Raw genomic sequence first — 14,475 nt, forward strand, 5'->3', positions numbered from 1 at the left:
CGACCGGGAACGTTCGACCTGGGCAGAGACGTTGTCACAGGTGAGTCGGCATCGACCGGGAGGGGGATGAAGTGCACCACAACGGTCTGCGTACCGCGGCCCTCCTCGGCGCGCTGTCCGCGGTGATCATCGCGGTGGGGGCGTGGTTCGGGGGCGGCGCCGGCGTGCAGATCGCGGTCGTGACCGCACTGGCGGTCAACGCCGTCGCGTACTTCTTCTCCGACCGCATGGCGCTGTCCGCCATGCGCGCCCGGCCCGTGAGCGAGGTCGAGCAACCGGTCCTCTACCGGATCGTGCGGGAGCTCTCCACCGAGGCCCGCCAGCCCATGCCCCGGCTGTACGTCTCGCCGACCATGCAGCCCAACGCCTTCGCGACGGGACGAAATCCCCGTAACGCCGCGGTCTGCGTGACCTACGGGATCACCCGGCTGCTCGACGAGCGCGAGCTGCGCGGGGTCATCGGCCACGAGCTCTCCCACGTCTACAACCGCGACATCCTGATCTCCTCGGTGGCCGGCGCGCTCGCCACGATGATCACCTACCTCGGTTACGTCGGGCTCTTCTTCGGCGGGGACGACGACGAGGGGCCCGGTTTCGTCGGTGCCCTCCTCATGCTCGTGCTCGGCCCGGTCGCGGCGGGGATGATCCAGACGGCCATCTCGCGTTCCCGCGAGTTCCAGGCGGACGAGTCCGGAGCCAGGCTGACCGGTGACCCGCTGGCCCTGGCCTCGGCACTGAGGAAGATCGAGATGGGCACCCGCCGGTTGCCCCTCCCGGAGAACGGCCGCATCGTCTCCGCCTCACACCTGATGATCGCCAACCCCTTCCGCGGCACCGGGATCAGCAGGATCTTCTCCACCCACCCGCCCACCGCCGAGCGCGTCGCCCGCCTGGAGCGGATGGCCGGCTACCGCCGCTGACCCCGTCCGGAAAAACGGCTCCCTGCGGCCCGGGACGGATCACGGGCTCAACCCGGCGACGATCGGATGGTGGACCGACCCGGGCACGACGAAGCCACCGGCCCGTTCCGTCCCGCCCGTCTCCCGATCGACCCGATACCAGGTGTAACGGCTACCACCCCCCTTCCTCGCCCGGCGCGAAACGACCGTCTGCAGCTCCAGCTCACCCATGACGTTCCAGCGCAGCCGGGTCGCGGTCCTGCCGTACGGGACGGTGACGGGGGTGCTCGTGAGAGGGACGCCGGACGTCACGCTCCACAGATCGATCCCGGCGTCACGTTCCGTGAAGTGGGCGACGGTCTCGCCTCCCGGCCCGAGCGCGCCTCCCAGGGGCGCGCGTCCCCGCTCGGCGAAAGGCGACATCGAGTACACCCGCGCCTGGAACGTGTCGTCCACCAGCAGCACGAATTCCGCGTCGGGACTGAAACTCCACGGTCGCAGCCCCGACGGCACCGTGGGGCCGGCCCCGCTGCGGGTGTCCAGGATCCGGTGCTCCCCTCCGGCGCTCAGCACCACGTACCGCCCGCGCGGGGAGAGTTCGATCCGCGTCGCACGCATGGCGGTCGACCAGGTCACGCCCGGCACCGCGCGTACCGCGTCCGAGGCCACCTTCCGCACCACCAGCGCCCCGCCGTCGAGCTGGAAGTAGGCGACATGTCCCCCGTTGGGGGACAGGGCCAGTGGAGCACGCCGTCCCCGCGAAGAGAACACCCGGGCGTCGGTGAGGTCGACGACGTCGTCCCCCCGGCCCCAGAGCCTCCACGGGGCGCAGAGGCAGCCGTCGAGCCCCGCGTACCGGGCCGGAGACCGCACGTCCACGGCGCGTGCCGGAAGGGGAACCGCCATCGCCATGACGAGCACACCGGCACAGACGCCCAAACGGCGGAACGATCTCATGGAGAACCCCCGAGTCCCCGGACAACGGGGGCGTCCGCTACGTACCGGCCACTGTACGCCCCGGCCGAGGTCCGGCCGGTGATGCCGTCGCGGATGTCGTCATCCGGTCCGGCGACGGAACCGAACCTCCCTGCCGGCAGGCCGGAGATCCCTTCGCGGAACGGCCCCTGCCGGTCAGGGTGGACGCTCGGTCACGGGCCCTCCCATGACGGGAGCGGTGGACGGCGCGCCGGCCACACGTCCCGGACGGCCTCGCCGCATCGGCGGCCGTCCGGCACCGCGGACGCCGGGTGTCCCGACGGCCGGTGGCCGCGCCGATTCGAGCAGGTGAGCGGCCGGGGCATGGGAGACCTCCTGCCCCGGCCGTGTGCCCTGAACGTGCCCTGGGCGTGCCCTGATCGACGACGGGAATCATGGAATCCCGGTCCAGGGCGCCGATCGCTCGCCCGGCTAGCGGTAGTTCGAGAACTGAAGGGCGATCTCCAGGTCCTTACCCTTGAGTAGGGCGATGACCTCCTGGAGCTCGTCCCTCTTCTTCGAGCTCACGCGCAGCTCGTCACCCTGGATCTGCGCCTTGACGCCCTTGGGCCCCTCGTCACGAATGATCTTCGAGATCTTCTTGGCGTGCTCCTGGTCGATGCCCTCCTTGAGGGTCACCACGAGGCGGTACTCCTTGCCCGAGAGCTTGGGCTCGTCCGCGTCCAGGATCTTGAGCGAGAGCCCCCGCTTGATCAGTTTTTCCTTGAAGACATCGAGGACCGCGTTGGCGCGCTCCTCGCTGTTGGCCTTGATCTCGATCGCCTTCTGTCCCCCCGACCAGGCGATGGTGGCCCCGGTACCCTTGAAGTCGAACCGGTGGCCCACCTCCTTGAGCGTCTGGTTCAGCGCGTTGTCGGCCTCCTGGTGGTCGATCTTGCTGACGATGTCGAACGATGAATCCGCCAAAGTACAATCCCCTCTGACCCGGTAGAACTATCAGCCACGGCCCGGCTCCCAGGTGCCGCGGACCTCGAATCGCGGCGACGTCCGCGAGCCGGTTCGGTAGACGCGTACGTAACGGATCAGCCTAGCCAGCATCTCTCACCGATGCCGAGGCGGTGGCGTGTCCCATCCCGGCCCCGTCGCATTCCCGCCACCCCGGCCGACCCCCCAACTCGACCCCCATCCTGTACGCGTCCCGTTTCCCGGCTTTCACGGGCGTCATCACGACCCGCACCCGCCACACCGGCCCGTCACCGTGCCGACCCCCGCTTCCTTCCCGCCGCATCCTCCTCGCGTCGGCACCGGACCGTCTCCCACGCGTCCCTCTGACCCCACCCGTAGCCGTCAGGAACAGCCGATACGCCCTAAAGGCCCAGGTGGGGGCGGGTAGGGGGCGGCACGCGCCGCCGATGTCACGTCACCAGCCGAAGTCCGCTATTCTTCTTCCTGTCGCCGCCGCAAGCGGAGGACGCGGCAGGTTGCCCGAGTGGTCAAAGGGAGCGGTCTGTAAAACCGTCGGCTCAGCCTACGCAGGTTCAAGTCCTGCACCTGCCACCAGCAGAAACAGCAGCTCAGAGGCCCTCCGGGGCCTCTTTTGCGTTTCCGGGCCATGCAGCCGGATGCCACCCTGAGCGGCCCTGTGTCGGTGGTCGCGCAATATACGCGCAATGATCCTGAGGCCGTTTCCCCGGGCCGTGCCGGGCTCTCGGAGCGGTTCAGGGATGAGGGGCGGCCGGTGAAGCCGAAGGAGACGGCTTTTAAATCAATGGATCCTCCCAGTGGCCGGCCCTCATCCTGACCCCTATGGAAGAACCAGAGCGCAGGATCCGGGCGGTCCACACCGCCTCAACGGTCACCGTCTACCAGGCCTACGCTCCGGAGATCGGCCTCCCCGCCGCTCGCCGTGGACGCTTCCCCGCCGCCTGGAAGCGAGACCGGATGACGTGGGTCAAACCATCGTTCCTGTGGATGATGTACCGCTGCGGTTGGGGCACCAAGGAGGGACAGGAGACCGTCCTGGCCATCGAGATCGTCCGCGAGGGGTTCGAATGGGCCCTGCGCCACGCGTGCCTGTCGCACTATGAGCGTGGACTTCATTCCGACCGGGACACCTGGAAGCGGCAGCTGAAGCATGCGCCGGCCCGAGTGCAGTGGGATCCCGAACGCGATCTCCGCCTACAGCCGCTGCCCTACCGCTCACTGCAGCTCGGCCTCTCGGATGAGGGCGCCCGCCGGTACGCGGACGAGTGGACGGTCGCCATCACCGACGTGACTCCGCTTGCTCGCGAGATCCACGCACTCATGCGCAACGACGAGCCGGACACCGCGGTCCGTCTCCTGCCCGAGGAACGTCCTTACCCTGCCGGGGACGAGCTTCTGGCCCACCTACGTCCGTGATCCGCTCATGACTCCTGAAGGCTGTCTCTCGACTCGGTGGACGGACTGACGTCGGACCTGGTGTGCAGATGCTGTCGGCGGAGCTTCGTGAGCTCATCGAGGTGTTCACCGGGCTGAGCCCGGCTCAGTTCCGGCCTGAATTGATAAATACCTACCCCGGCAGGGCCTACTTGGCCGGAGGGTCGTTCTCAGCGGTTGCCGCCTGGACCGCGAACTCCTTGTAGGTCCTGGGACGGATGGGCGGGAGCGATCGCCGCCGTACGGGTCTGAGGTGGGAGAAGTCGAATCCGTCGGGCCACACGGTGGTCTCGTCGAACACCACGTGTTTCAGTGAGGCGCCCGTCAGAACGGCTCCGGTCAGTGTGGCTCCTCGGAGGTCGCTGTAGTCCAGGCGGGCGCCGCGCAGGTTGGCGTTCCGTAGCTCGGCCCTGGTCAGGTCGGTGCCCCGGAGGTCGGCGCACTCGGCGATGGCCCGGGTCAGGACGGCATCGCGCAGGTCGGCCTGGTAGAGGACCGCGTCGACAAGGATCGCCCCCGCCAGCCGCACTCCGGTGAGATCCGCACGGGTCAGGTCGGCGCCGACAAGGGAGGCTTCGGCCAAGTCGCTGAAATGAAGGTCCACGTCGTGAAGCCTGGCGGAGGCGAGGTTGGTCTTGGGCAAGACCGTGCGGTCAAGGCGGAGCACCTGGTTCCGGACCGGGTCCCGGCGGCCGAGGACGGTCAGTGCCGCGTGGATGTCAGGGGCGCGGAGGGAAAGGTTGACAGCGCTGCCTGGTGCTGTGGTGGCGTGACGTGCGTGCTGGATGTCTCGTTGGGGATCGCGGGCTCGGTTGCCGATGAACGCGGAGAGGATCTCCCCGATGACCTGGCGGTCGGTCGTGGAGGAGCGGGAGATACGTTCCAGGGCGTAGATGCCGCCGAGGCGGACGTCCACGCTCGGGTCGCCCAGATGCGCGATGGCGGAGGCGAAGGACTCGGTGGCTTGCCCGTGGCGGCTGAGCTGTAGCTGGTGCCAGGTGAGGTAGGCGCCGATCAGGAGCACCAGGCCTCCGACGCCCTGAAGCAGGGCCGTGCGGATGTTGTTCACAGCAGCGGCGTAGTCGGCCGGCGGCTTTGCCGTACCCAGGTCCCATGCGAGCAGGTAGCGGGGGAGGAAGACGGCGCCGGCCAAGGCGGCGAGCCCCAGAAGCGCGGCAAGGATGAAGGGACCCGAGATCCGGGACAGCACGGAGGGGCGGACACCTGCGATCTTGTCCGTCCGCACGGGGTGACCGGGGAGAGGGGAGATGTGATCTTCGAAGCGCTTCATGGACTCACCAGAGATCGGCTTCCGGGGCCTCCAGCGTGACTAAAGGTCGTCTCGTCGACAAGCTGCACGGCAGCGCCGACGTTACGAGACAGCCTTCAGGCAGGCTCCAGCCGCACCACCGTGTGCTGCGTGGCCGGCACAAACGAATCGAAACAACCTCGGAATGCCAAAGGGTCCCGGAGGGTGTTCCGGGACCCCGGTCGTGCGGCGTGCGTCTCATGCGGTCAGCGCGTCACTGATCCGCTTGTCGGCGATCTCTTTCTGCCCGTCGTGGCACTTGGCGTAGACCCTCAGCAGGACGCCCACACCGTGGCCCGCCCGCTCGCCAACGCCTTGACCGCTTTCCGCTTGAGCTCTTCGTGGTACCTCTTGCTCGTCTGTTCTCTTCAGTCGCTTTCCTGGACGTCGAGGACGGCCTTTCCGGGGACCTGCCGGTTCAGCAGCTGTCCGATGGCTTCTTCGTAGGAGTGCCAGCCGCCCCGCCAGCCGACGGGGATCTCCAACCGGCCCTGCGCGGCGAGGCGGACGAGGTACCGCAGGTCGCCGCCGAGCGGTACGGAGATGTTGAACGTCTCGATGCGCCCGCGATCGTGGCCTGTCCGGGCCTGCTCGAAGTCGATCGTGGTCGGTTCCTTGGACGCCATGCCCACCGCCGCGACGACACCGCCGGACGAGAGCCGCTGGTACGCCTCCGCCAGTTGCCGGCCGCCGACGTTGTCCACCACGCCGTCGACCCGTCCCTTCATGGTCTGCGGGCCGATGACGACCTCCGTCGCGCCGAGGGCGAGCAGGCCCTTGCCGCGTCCGGGCGAACCGACGGACGCGACGACCTCCGCCCCGGCCAGGTTCGCGAGCTGCACGGCGTACCTGCCGACGCCGCCGGACGCCCCGGTGACCAGCACGCGTCGGCCCAGGAGGGGGCCGAGCCGCCGGACGGCCTGCAGTGCGGTGACGCCGGCGACCGGCAGCGCCGCCGTGGATCCGAGGTCCACCCCGTCCGGAACGACCGCGAGCTCGTCGGTGTCGACCGCGCGGAACTCCGCCCACGCGCCTGCCCAGCCGAAGGTGACCACGCGTGCTCCGCTCGCCGGGCCTGAGCCGTCGGCGGCCGGAGTGACCACGATGCCCGCCGCGTCCCATCCGGGGATCGTGCCGTCCGGAAGTTCCGGCGTCCGGAAGGCGACCTCCCCGAAGTTGAAGGAGAACGCGACGACCCGGACGAGCGCCTGTGACGGGCCGGGTTCCGGGACCGGCGCGCCGTCCATGCGCAGCATGTGCTCGTCGGCCCGGTGGTGAACGAGTGCTCTCATCCGCTGTCCGATCTGTGTGTGCGCCGAGCCGGCCGTGCGCATCTCAGCCGCGCCACTGGTCGGCGTGCTCGGCGATGAACTCCCCGATCGTGCGTGGCGCGCGTCCCGTGACCTTCTCGACGGTGTCGCTGACCCTGGCGAACGTCCCGTCGTGCACCCGGCCGAACATGTCGCCCACGACCTCGGCGAGCCACGGGGCGGCTCCGGCGACGGCCGCCGACAGCGGCGGGACCGTGGCTGTGACCTGGACGCCGATCGCGGCTGAGATGTTCGCCGCGATGTCGGCGGTGGTGACCGCCTCCGGGCCGGTCACGGTGTAGGCCTTGGCGTGGTGGGTGGCAGGGTCCGCGATCGCCTGTACGGCGACGGCGGCGATGTCGCGGGTGTCGACCCAGGCGATCGGCGAGCCGCCGGTGGGCAGGCTGATCACCCGCTCGTGGCGGATCGCGTCGAGGAAGTAGCGTGGATCGGTCAGCACCTGCTGGAACCACGACGGGCGGAGGATCGTCCAGCGGTTCGCGTTGCCGGTGACGGCGTCTTCGACCTGCCGCACCCAGCCGCCGGCCGCGACACGCTCCGCGCCCTGCTCGGAGACGAGGACGATGTGGGCGGCCGGTGCGGCGGCGATGAGTCGCGTGACCAGCTCGGCGGAGTCCTGGACGTCCGGGCGTCCAAGGTGGATCGCGTCCACCCCGTCCACCGCCTTCGGCCAGGTCGACCGGTCCCGCCAGTCGAAGGGGACCGTTGTCGGCTCCTGTGAGTTCCGCGAGGACCCTCCGCGGACCACGGTGTCATCGCGTTCGGCGAGTTGCGCCACCACTTCGCGGCCGGTCTTCCCGCGCGCTCCGGTGACAAGGACGGTTCTGGTCATGCTCATCGGTCCTTTGACCTATTCGGCGTTCGCCAGCGTCGGGTAGTCGGTGTAGCCGGTGTGGTCGCCGCCGTAGAACGTCGCCTGGTCCGGGGTGTTGAACGGACCGCCGGTCTTGATGCGCACATCGAGGTCGGGGTTGGCCAGCCACAGGACGCCCAGGGAGACCGCGTCCGCGATACCGGCCTCCATCGCCTGCTGCGCCGCGTCGACGGTGGCCGGGAAGACCTCCATGGTCTCGTGCGGGTTGAGGATGAGCGTGCCCGGCCATGCGGCCCGAAGCTGCTTGGTCAGGTCGCGTGTGCCCATCTCGACGACGTGGACGTAGGCGATGTCGAGCACCGCGAGCTCGTTGAGCAGCGCGGTGTAGACCGGAAGCGGGTCCGCTTCGACCATGGCGTTGTACGGGCTGCCCGGCGAGACTCGGATGCCGACGCGGCCGGCGCCGGCCACCTCGGCGACCGCGCGCACGACCTCGACGGCGAAACGGATGCGGCCGGCGACGGAGCCGCCGTACTCGTCGGTGCGCAGGTTGGTGTTGTCGGCGAGGAACTGGTGCACCAGGAAGCCGTTCCCGGCGTGCACCTCCACCCCGTCGAAGCCGGCCTCCAGGGCGTTGCGGGCGGCCTGCGCGAACTCCTCGACGGCGTCGGCGATGTCCGCGGTGGTCATCTCCCGCGGCGTCGGGTGGTCCACCGGGCCTTCGAGGCTGATCATCTGTTCACCGGAGACCACCGGGGACGGCGCGATGGGCAGCTCGCCGTTCGGGTACAACGACGGGTGCCCGATCCGGCCGCAGTGGGTGAGCTGCGCCACGATGCGGCCGCCCTTCGCGTGCACGGCCTCGGTGACCGTGCGCCAGGCCGCCACCTGTTCGGCACCGTGCAGGCCGGGGGTCAGGATGTAGCCCTGGCCCAGCACGCTCGGCTGGATGCTCTCGGAGATGATCAGACCGGCGCCGGCCCGCTGGGCGTAGTACTCGGCGGTCAGCGGGGTGGGGACGCCCTCCGGGGTCGCCCTGTTCCGCGTCATCGGGGCCATCACCAGGCGGGACGGCAGCCGCAGTGTGCCCACCGCCACCGGGTCGAACAGAGTGTTCATGACTTCTCCTCGCTGAGGAACGCGGATGTGGCCGGACGAGAATTACTTGATCGGCTCATGGATATCGTGGCACGATTCCTTGAGTCAATCAAGCAATCTCGGATCCTTGAGCGACTCAAATTCCTGGCCTACAATCGCTCCATGGCAGTGCCCTCCGTACCCGCGAGCGCCGCGACCGACGTCGAACAGGCGATGTTCGACTTCGTCGACGCCTACAACCAGGCGTGGGAGGCCGCGGCGAACGAGCACGGGCTCAGCACCGCCCACGCCTGCGTGCTCGGACGCGTCGAGACCCGCCGCAGCATGGGGGAACTCGCCGAGGAACTGCGCTGCGACGCCTCCAACATCACCCAGATCGTCGTCCGCCTCGAGGCACGCGAGCTGGTGCGCCGTGAGCCCAACCCGGAGGACAGGCGCTCCCGGCAGATCGTGCGCACGCCGGACGGCGACGACCTCTACGAGGCGTTCGAGGAGTCCTTCGAGTTCCCGAGGGCGGCCGCGGCGAACCTCACCGCCGCGGAACGCGCGCAGTTGACGGCGCTGCTGAGGAAGGCGATGCGGGGATGACGTGCCAGGGGAAGGCGACCGGCGACACCTGATCGGTGGACGGGTGGGGGAACGCGGCTCTCGCCCTGAGCGCGGCGGTTCCCATCCCCCTGGTCCAGCTCCCGTACCAGTCGGGCGATGGCCTGGCTGAACGGTTCGACTCGATCCACCAGGCGGACGATCATCTCATCGACCGTCAGCCCCGGCTCGCGGCACACGATCTTCCAGGCGTACGCGATGGGGCGTGGCGGATCCGCCGACCGGCTGCCGCGTAGCGTGACCTCTGAGGAGCCGGGCGAGCGCATCTCTGTTCACGGGAGCAGGGTACGCACGGTGCCCAGGCTCACATGAGGGCCGCGCGTGGGAGTCGCCCTGGAACTGTCCGGCCGGGTGACCGCGAGGAACCCCGGCGCGACCGGCGTGGCGAGCGGCTGCGGACGATCCTGCGGGTCGTCCGAGAGCCTACGGATGCGATGGTCCAAGCCCGTAGCGGACGTAGCGGTCACCGGGAGGGGTGAACTCCATGCCGTTCTCGTCGAGCGCGTTGTAGATCGTCACCTGACCGTTCGGGAAGCCGAACCCCACGGACACGATCCGGCCCTCACCCAGGCGCTCGTCCCTCCACATCAGCAGTTCCACCGCCGAGCAAGGCCGTCCGACCAGTGCGGCGAGGTCACCCGGTGCATCGTCACGCCATGCCAGGTGGAAGCCGGACCAGTCCGGTGCGCGCGCCGGATCGATGGTGTTCCAGGTGATGGAGAGCTCGTCGAACTTCCAGTGGTTGATCTCGACCTGTTCGCCCTCGAAGTCCAGGAGGATCGGGCAGTCGGCGAACCAGGCGTCCTCGTCGAGATCCCATACCACCAGGGCCCGGGTCAGCCGCCGGCCGACGAGACGACCCAGCCTCGCCCCGTGAGCGGTGGTGATCGCCGAACGTCCGCTCAACCATTCCGGCCGATATCCGGGAACTCCGAAGTCGAACATCCCGCGATTGTGCCCGAGCATCGGTGCCCGGCAGAACGGCACCCGTAGCCGTCAGGCTCGTGCGACCTCACATCCGCGATCTCAGCACGTCGACCTCGCAGCCTGGTGAGGACGGGTCGAAGCCGTGCTCGACCAGCCAGCGGATCGCCAGCAGGCTTCGCAACGACCACCACGCGCGGATCACGTCGAGGTCGACGTCGGTGCCGTAACCGGCGAGGACGTCGCCGAGGTGCTCCTCGTGCCCGAGCGTCAAGGTGGCGAGATCGAACAGGGCATCGCCCTGGCTCGCCTCGGACCAGTCGATCACGCCGGTGAGCTCGTCACCGTCGACGAACACGTGGGTGATCTGCAGGTCGCCGTGCGTGAACACCGGTGCCCACGGCCGGAGCGCGGCCTCGGCGACGCGGCGGTTGCGCGTGACCAGGTCGGCGGGAAGGACGCCGTTCGTGACGAGCCACTCGCATTCACCGTCGAGGTCCGATGCGATCTCGTCGAGGCTCCGACCGGGCCATGGCGGCAGCGGCGCGTCGTGCAGCATTCGTGCGGCGGCACCCGCCGCGGCCCACGCCGCCGGCGACGCGCTCGACGGCTCGCCGAGGCGGCCGAGCGCCGTCCCCGGGAGGGCGGCGAGCGCGAGCACGGGCGGTTTCCGCCACAGGACCTCCGGAGTGGGGATCGGCGCCATGGCCATCGCCTCGACCTCCACGTCGGTACGCGTCCGATCAGCGTCGATCTTCAGGAACACGTCACCGACGCGCAGGGTCGCGCGCTCCTGATGGGCGACGACGACCTCGACCTCTTCCACGCCCGCCATTATCACGAGGATGATCATCGGTGTCGCCGGGTTCGTCACGTGCGACTCCGCGGCCGACCACGTCCCGTCGCCCGTCGCGACCGAGTTCGCCGGGCTGTTCCCGTCCGGCTATCGGCTCCACCGGTGACCGTGCCAGCCTCTACGCCATGCTCATCAGATTCGGGACGAGGGACGACGCCGAGCACATCGCGGTGCTGCACGCCGAAAGCTGGCTGACCGCCTACGCGGGGATCATGCCCGACGACTATCTGAACGGACCGCTGCTCGACGAGCGCAGGAGCGTGTGGAACGCGCGCCTCACCGCCGCTCCGGAACACGATCACCCCCCGTGCCTGCTGGTGGCCGTCGAGGACACCGTCCTCGCGGGGTTCGTCTACCTCGGCCTCCAGGCCGACGGCCGCGTCCTGCTCGACAACCTGCACGTCCGGCCCGCGAGCAGGGGTTCCGGAATCGGTCACCGGCTCATGCGTCACGCCTTCGCCTGGGCCGCGACGCGGCATCCGGGCAGGGTCCTGTACCTGGGCGTGCTGCGGGGCAACACCTCCGCGATCGCCTTCTACCGGCGTCTCGGCGGCCGGCCCACCAGGGAGTTCGTCCAGCGCTTCCCCGCGGGGTTCGACCTGCCCGCCGTCGAGTACACCTGGGATCCGGACGCGGTCCGCTCGCTCGCCGGCCACCGTTCCGCCGGTGATCGCCAGGCCTCCGGCGGGGGTCCTCCGAACCCGGAATGATCCCGATCACCGGACGCGGGCCCTCGGAGCCGGCGCTTCCGCGGACGCCGGGACCGGTCTCCGATCCGGACGTACCGCGCGGACGCCGGGGCCGGTTTCCTGCCCGGACGCACCTCGCGGACGTCAGGACCGGCCTCCTGCCCGGACGTATCGCGCGGACATCGGGGCCGGTTTCCTGCCCGGACGTACCGGAGCGGACTTCTCATGGAAAAACAGAAGGGCTACAACCATTCATCCCATGAGACGCGTTAGCAACGGGGGAGGGGGAGATCACATTGAATGATCACGACGAGTTCCGCGAGTTCGTGCTCGCCCGCCAGCAGGCGCTGATGCGCGTCGCCTACCTGCTCATGGGAGACGCCCACCTCGCGGAGGACCTCCTGCAGAGCGTCCTGATCAAGGTGGTGGGGAAGTGGCCCAAGCTGTCCCGGGACGGCAACCCCGAGGCGTACACGCGCAAGGCGCTGGTCAACCAGTCCATCTCCTGGTGGCGCCGGCCACGTCTCGAGTCACCGAGCGCGGACCCGCCGGAACGCGGGGCCTCCCATGACGAGGCCACGCTCGACCGGATCGTGCTCCGCCAGGCGCTGGCCAAGCTGACGCCCAAGCAGCGTGCCGTGATCGTGCTGCGCTTCTGGGAGGACCTCACCGAGACGCAGACGGCCGAGACGCTCGGCTGCTCGGTGGGCACCGTCAAGAGCCAGGTCCATCACGCGCTGGCCCGCCTGCGCACGCTCGCGCCCGAACTGGCGTACCTGCTGTCCGATCCCGAGGTCAGGGAGGTGGCCCGATGACGAGGCTGCACGATGCGCTGGACGACATCGCCCGCGAGGCTCCCCTGGTGGACCTGGCCGATCGGGTCATCACCGGTCACCGGAGCAGGCGTCGTACCGGCCTGGCGGCGGTCGCCGCGGCGGTCGTGGCGCTCGGCATGGCGACCGCGGTCGTGACGCCGCCGGGGGAGCGGGGGAACGGGACGGTGGCGTCGCGCGGGACGGACACGCTGCCCGACCTCCCGGACGGCAGGGTGGGGCCGCTCAGCCACGCGTACCTGACGGAGTGCGAGGTGAGGCAGGGGGAGGGGGGCCTCGACTGCGACGCCGCCGAGTGGCGGGTGGTCACCCGCTCCGGCACGACCTACCGGGTGCCGCAGGCGCTCGCCGTCACCGCCGACCGCCGGCGTGTTCCCACCGCGATCAGCCGGGACGGGCGCATGTTCGCCTACTACAGCCGCCGGGCCCAGGCGCACGTGGTCCGCGACCTGGTGAGCGGTTCCGAGGTCGTCTCCCCGGTCACGGTGAAGGAAGGGCGGATCGGCGTGGGCTCCATGCTCGTGGTCTCCGACGACGGCCGTTACGTGATCTTCGATCCGCGGGAGGGGACCAAGAAGCCCGGGTTGCTGATCGACGTGCGGACCGGCAGGACGGTGTCGATACCGGGCGTGTACGAGCCGGTCGGCGTCAAGGACGGCGTCGCCGCGCTGGTGCGGTACAGAAAGACCGACCTGTGGCAGATGCCCGTCACCGGCGGGGGCACGCCGGTGCGCTTCGACGGCGCGTTCATCATGTTCAGCGAGCTCGCCCCGGACGGCCGCACGGTGGCCGCCTTCGAGCACGCCGACCTCATGAAGCGCACGCTCACCCTTCTCGACACCGGGACCGGGCGGACCCTGCGCAAGGTCGCCATCCGCGGCCTGCCGGAGGACGGCAGCGTCACCGACACCGCCCTGTGGCGGAACGAATCCGAGATCACGATCGTGTACGGGAAAGGCGAGATCAGTACCTATGCGGTCGACGTCAGGACCGGCCAGGCCCGGCGGCTGGTCCGTTACCGGGCCACGTTCCCGTCCGTGATACTGCCGGGAGTGGCGGGTATCCCGTAGCGCCGCGGGCCGGGACTCCCGGCCGGGGGACGACCGGTCGTCCCCCGGCCCTGATATTTGACTGATCGGTCTCGTATGGCTAGGGTCCGTGGTGTGGCAAGGACCAAGGAGTTCGATCCGGACGCGGCCCTGCAGAAGGCGCTGGAGCTGTTCTGGGAGCGGGGGTACGAGGCGACGTCCATGGCCGACCTGGTGGAGCACCTGGGCATCGCCCGGGCGAGCATCTACGCCACCTTCGGCGGCAAGCACGACCTCTACGTGAAGGCGTTCGAGAGGTACCTGCAGACCAGGGACCCCCGGGTCGTCGAGGTGCTCTCCCAGCCGGGGCCCGCGCTCCCGGCCGTGCGGGCACTGGTCGAGGCGTACGCCGAGGAGTCCCTGTGCGACGAGCGCAGGCGCGGCTGCATGGTCGTCAACGCGGCCGTGGAGGTCATGTCGCGCGATCCGCAGACGGCCCGCCGGGTCGAGGCGAGCTGGGACAACCTGGAGACCGCGCTGACCTCGGCGCTGACCCGGGCGCGCGCGCAGGGCGAGATCCCGCAGGACAGGGATCCACGTGCCCTGGCCCGGTTCCTGCTGGTCATGATGCAGGGCATGCGCGTCCTGGGCCGTGCCCACCCCGACCCCGCCAGGCTGCGCGACGCCACCGCGCAGGCGCTGGCCGTCCTGGACTGAGGAAGTGATCACCGTGA

The 14,475-nt window shown here is 69.7% G+C and carries 15 protein-coding genes and 1 tRNA gene; 8 read left to right on the forward strand and 8 right to left on the reverse strand.

Annotated features, from left to right (window positions below; all coding sequences use genetic code 11):
* The first annotated feature begins 71 nt into the window (after positions 1 to 71).
* Positions 72 to 920 (forward strand): zinc metalloprotease HtpX, encoded by an 849-nt coding sequence (gene htpX, locus ACIBCT_RS01830; protein WP_399185503.1) that lies wholly within the window; start codon positions 72 to 74, stop codon positions 918 to 920.
* Positions 921 to 959: 39 nt separating this feature from the next.
* On the opposite strand, the gene ACIBCT_RS01835 is transcribed toward htpX, so the two are convergent.
* Both ACIBCT_RS01835 and ACIBCT_RS01840 read right to left on the reverse strand, forming a co-directional pair.
* Positions 960 to 1,805 (reverse strand): hypothetical protein, encoded by an 846-nt coding sequence (locus ACIBCT_RS01835; RefSeq protein WP_399185505.1) that lies wholly within the window; start codon positions 1,803 to 1,805, stop codon positions 960 to 962.
* 501 nt (positions 1,806 to 2,306) lie between these two features.
* On the reverse strand, positions 2,307 to 2,801 hold the full coding sequence (locus ACIBCT_RS01840; RefSeq protein ID WP_399185506.1) for a YajQ family cyclic di-GMP-binding protein: 495 nt from the start codon (positions 2,799 to 2,801) through the stop codon (positions 2,307 to 2,309).
* Positions 2,802 to 3,310: 509 nt separating this feature from the next.
* On the opposite strand from ACIBCT_RS01840, the gene ACIBCT_RS01845 reads away from it, so the two are divergent.
* Positions 3,311 to 3,395 (forward strand) — tRNA-Tyr (locus tag ACIBCT_RS01845).
* A gap of 246 nt (positions 3,396 to 3,641) precedes the next feature.
* Complete coding sequence (locus ACIBCT_RS01850; protein WP_399185508.1) at positions 3,642 to 4,235, forward strand: DUF4291 domain-containing protein; 594 nt, start codon at positions 3,642 to 3,644, stop codon at positions 4,233 to 4,235.
* 166 nt (positions 4,236 to 4,401) lie between these two features.
* Here the strand turns inward: ACIBCT_RS01850 and ACIBCT_RS01855 are convergent, their stop codons facing one another.
* From ACIBCT_RS01855 to ACIBCT_RS01870, 4 genes are all read right to left on the reverse strand, one after another.
* Entirely contained in the window at positions 4,402 to 5,544 is a 1,143-nt protein-coding gene (locus ACIBCT_RS01855; RefSeq protein ID WP_399185509.1) for a pentapeptide repeat-containing protein, read from the reverse strand.
* 386 nt (positions 5,545 to 5,930) lie between these two features.
* A complete protein-coding gene (locus ACIBCT_RS01860) occupies positions 5,931 to 6,854 on the reverse strand; it encodes a zinc-binding dehydrogenase (RefSeq protein ID WP_399185510.1) in 924 nt (307 codons plus the stop codon).
* A 43-nt stretch (positions 6,855 to 6,897) separates the two neighbouring features.
* Positions 6,898 to 7,725 carry an NAD(P)H-binding protein gene (locus tag ACIBCT_RS01865; RefSeq protein WP_399185512.1) on the reverse strand — a complete coding sequence of 276 codons (828 nt, stop codon included), beginning with the start codon at positions 7,723 to 7,725 and terminating at the stop codon, positions 6,898 to 6,900.
* 18 nt (positions 7,726 to 7,743) lie between these two features.
* Positions 7,744 to 8,826, reverse strand: coding sequence for an alkene reductase (locus ACIBCT_RS01870; RefSeq protein ID WP_399185514.1), 1,083 nt, complete (start codon positions 8,824 to 8,826; stop codon positions 7,744 to 7,746).
* A gap of 141 nt (positions 8,827 to 8,967) precedes the next feature.
* Here ACIBCT_RS01870 and ACIBCT_RS01875 point away from each other — a divergent pair, with 141 nt between their 5' ends.
* Complete coding sequence (locus ACIBCT_RS01875) at positions 8,968 to 9,393, forward strand: MarR family winged helix-turn-helix transcriptional regulator (RefSeq protein ID WP_399185515.1); 426 nt, start codon at positions 8,968 to 8,970, stop codon at positions 9,391 to 9,393.
* A gap of 441 nt (positions 9,394 to 9,834) precedes the next feature.
* Here ACIBCT_RS01875 and ACIBCT_RS01880 read toward each other — a convergent pair whose 3' ends face one another.
* Positions 9,835 to 10,356 (reverse strand): hypothetical protein, encoded by a 522-nt coding sequence (locus ACIBCT_RS01880; RefSeq protein WP_399185516.1) that lies wholly within the window; start codon positions 10,354 to 10,356, stop codon positions 9,835 to 9,837.
* 67 nt (positions 10,357 to 10,423) lie between these two features.
* Entirely contained in the window at positions 10,424 to 11,161 is a 738-nt protein-coding gene (locus tag ACIBCT_RS01885) for a phosphotransferase family protein (RefSeq protein ID WP_399185518.1), read from the reverse strand.
* A 155-nt stretch (positions 11,162 to 11,316) separates the two neighbouring features.
* Between ACIBCT_RS01885 and ACIBCT_RS01890 the strand changes: the two genes are divergently transcribed.
* From ACIBCT_RS01890 to ACIBCT_RS01905, 4 genes are all read left to right on the forward strand, one after another.
* Complete coding sequence (locus tag ACIBCT_RS01890) at positions 11,317 to 11,901, forward strand: GNAT family N-acetyltransferase (RefSeq protein ID WP_399185519.1); 585 nt, start codon at positions 11,317 to 11,319, stop codon at positions 11,899 to 11,901.
* 275 nt (positions 11,902 to 12,176) lie between these two features.
* Positions 12,177 to 12,695 carry a SigE family RNA polymerase sigma factor gene (locus ACIBCT_RS01895; protein ID WP_399185520.1) on the forward strand — a complete coding sequence of 173 codons (519 nt, stop codon included), beginning with the start codon at positions 12,177 to 12,179 and terminating at the stop codon, positions 12,693 to 12,695.
* On the forward strand, positions 12,692 to 13,783 hold the full coding sequence (locus ACIBCT_RS01900; protein ID WP_399185522.1) for a hypothetical protein: 1,092 nt from the start codon (positions 12,692 to 12,694) through the stop codon (positions 13,781 to 13,783). The genes ACIBCT_RS01895 and ACIBCT_RS01900 overlap by 4 nt, the downstream gene beginning before the upstream one ends.
* A gap of 93 nt (positions 13,784 to 13,876) precedes the next feature.
* Positions 13,877 to 14,458 (forward strand): TetR/AcrR family transcriptional regulator, encoded by a 582-nt coding sequence (locus ACIBCT_RS01905; protein WP_399185523.1) that lies wholly within the window; start codon positions 13,877 to 13,879, stop codon positions 14,456 to 14,458.
* Positions 14,459 to 14,475: the final 17 nt, after the last annotated feature.

This window comes from Streptosporangium sp. NPDC050855 (assembly GCF_044456585.1).
GTDB classification, from domain to species: Bacteria; Actinomycetota; Actinomycetes; order Streptosporangiales; family Streptosporangiaceae; genus Streptosporangium; species Streptosporangium longisporum.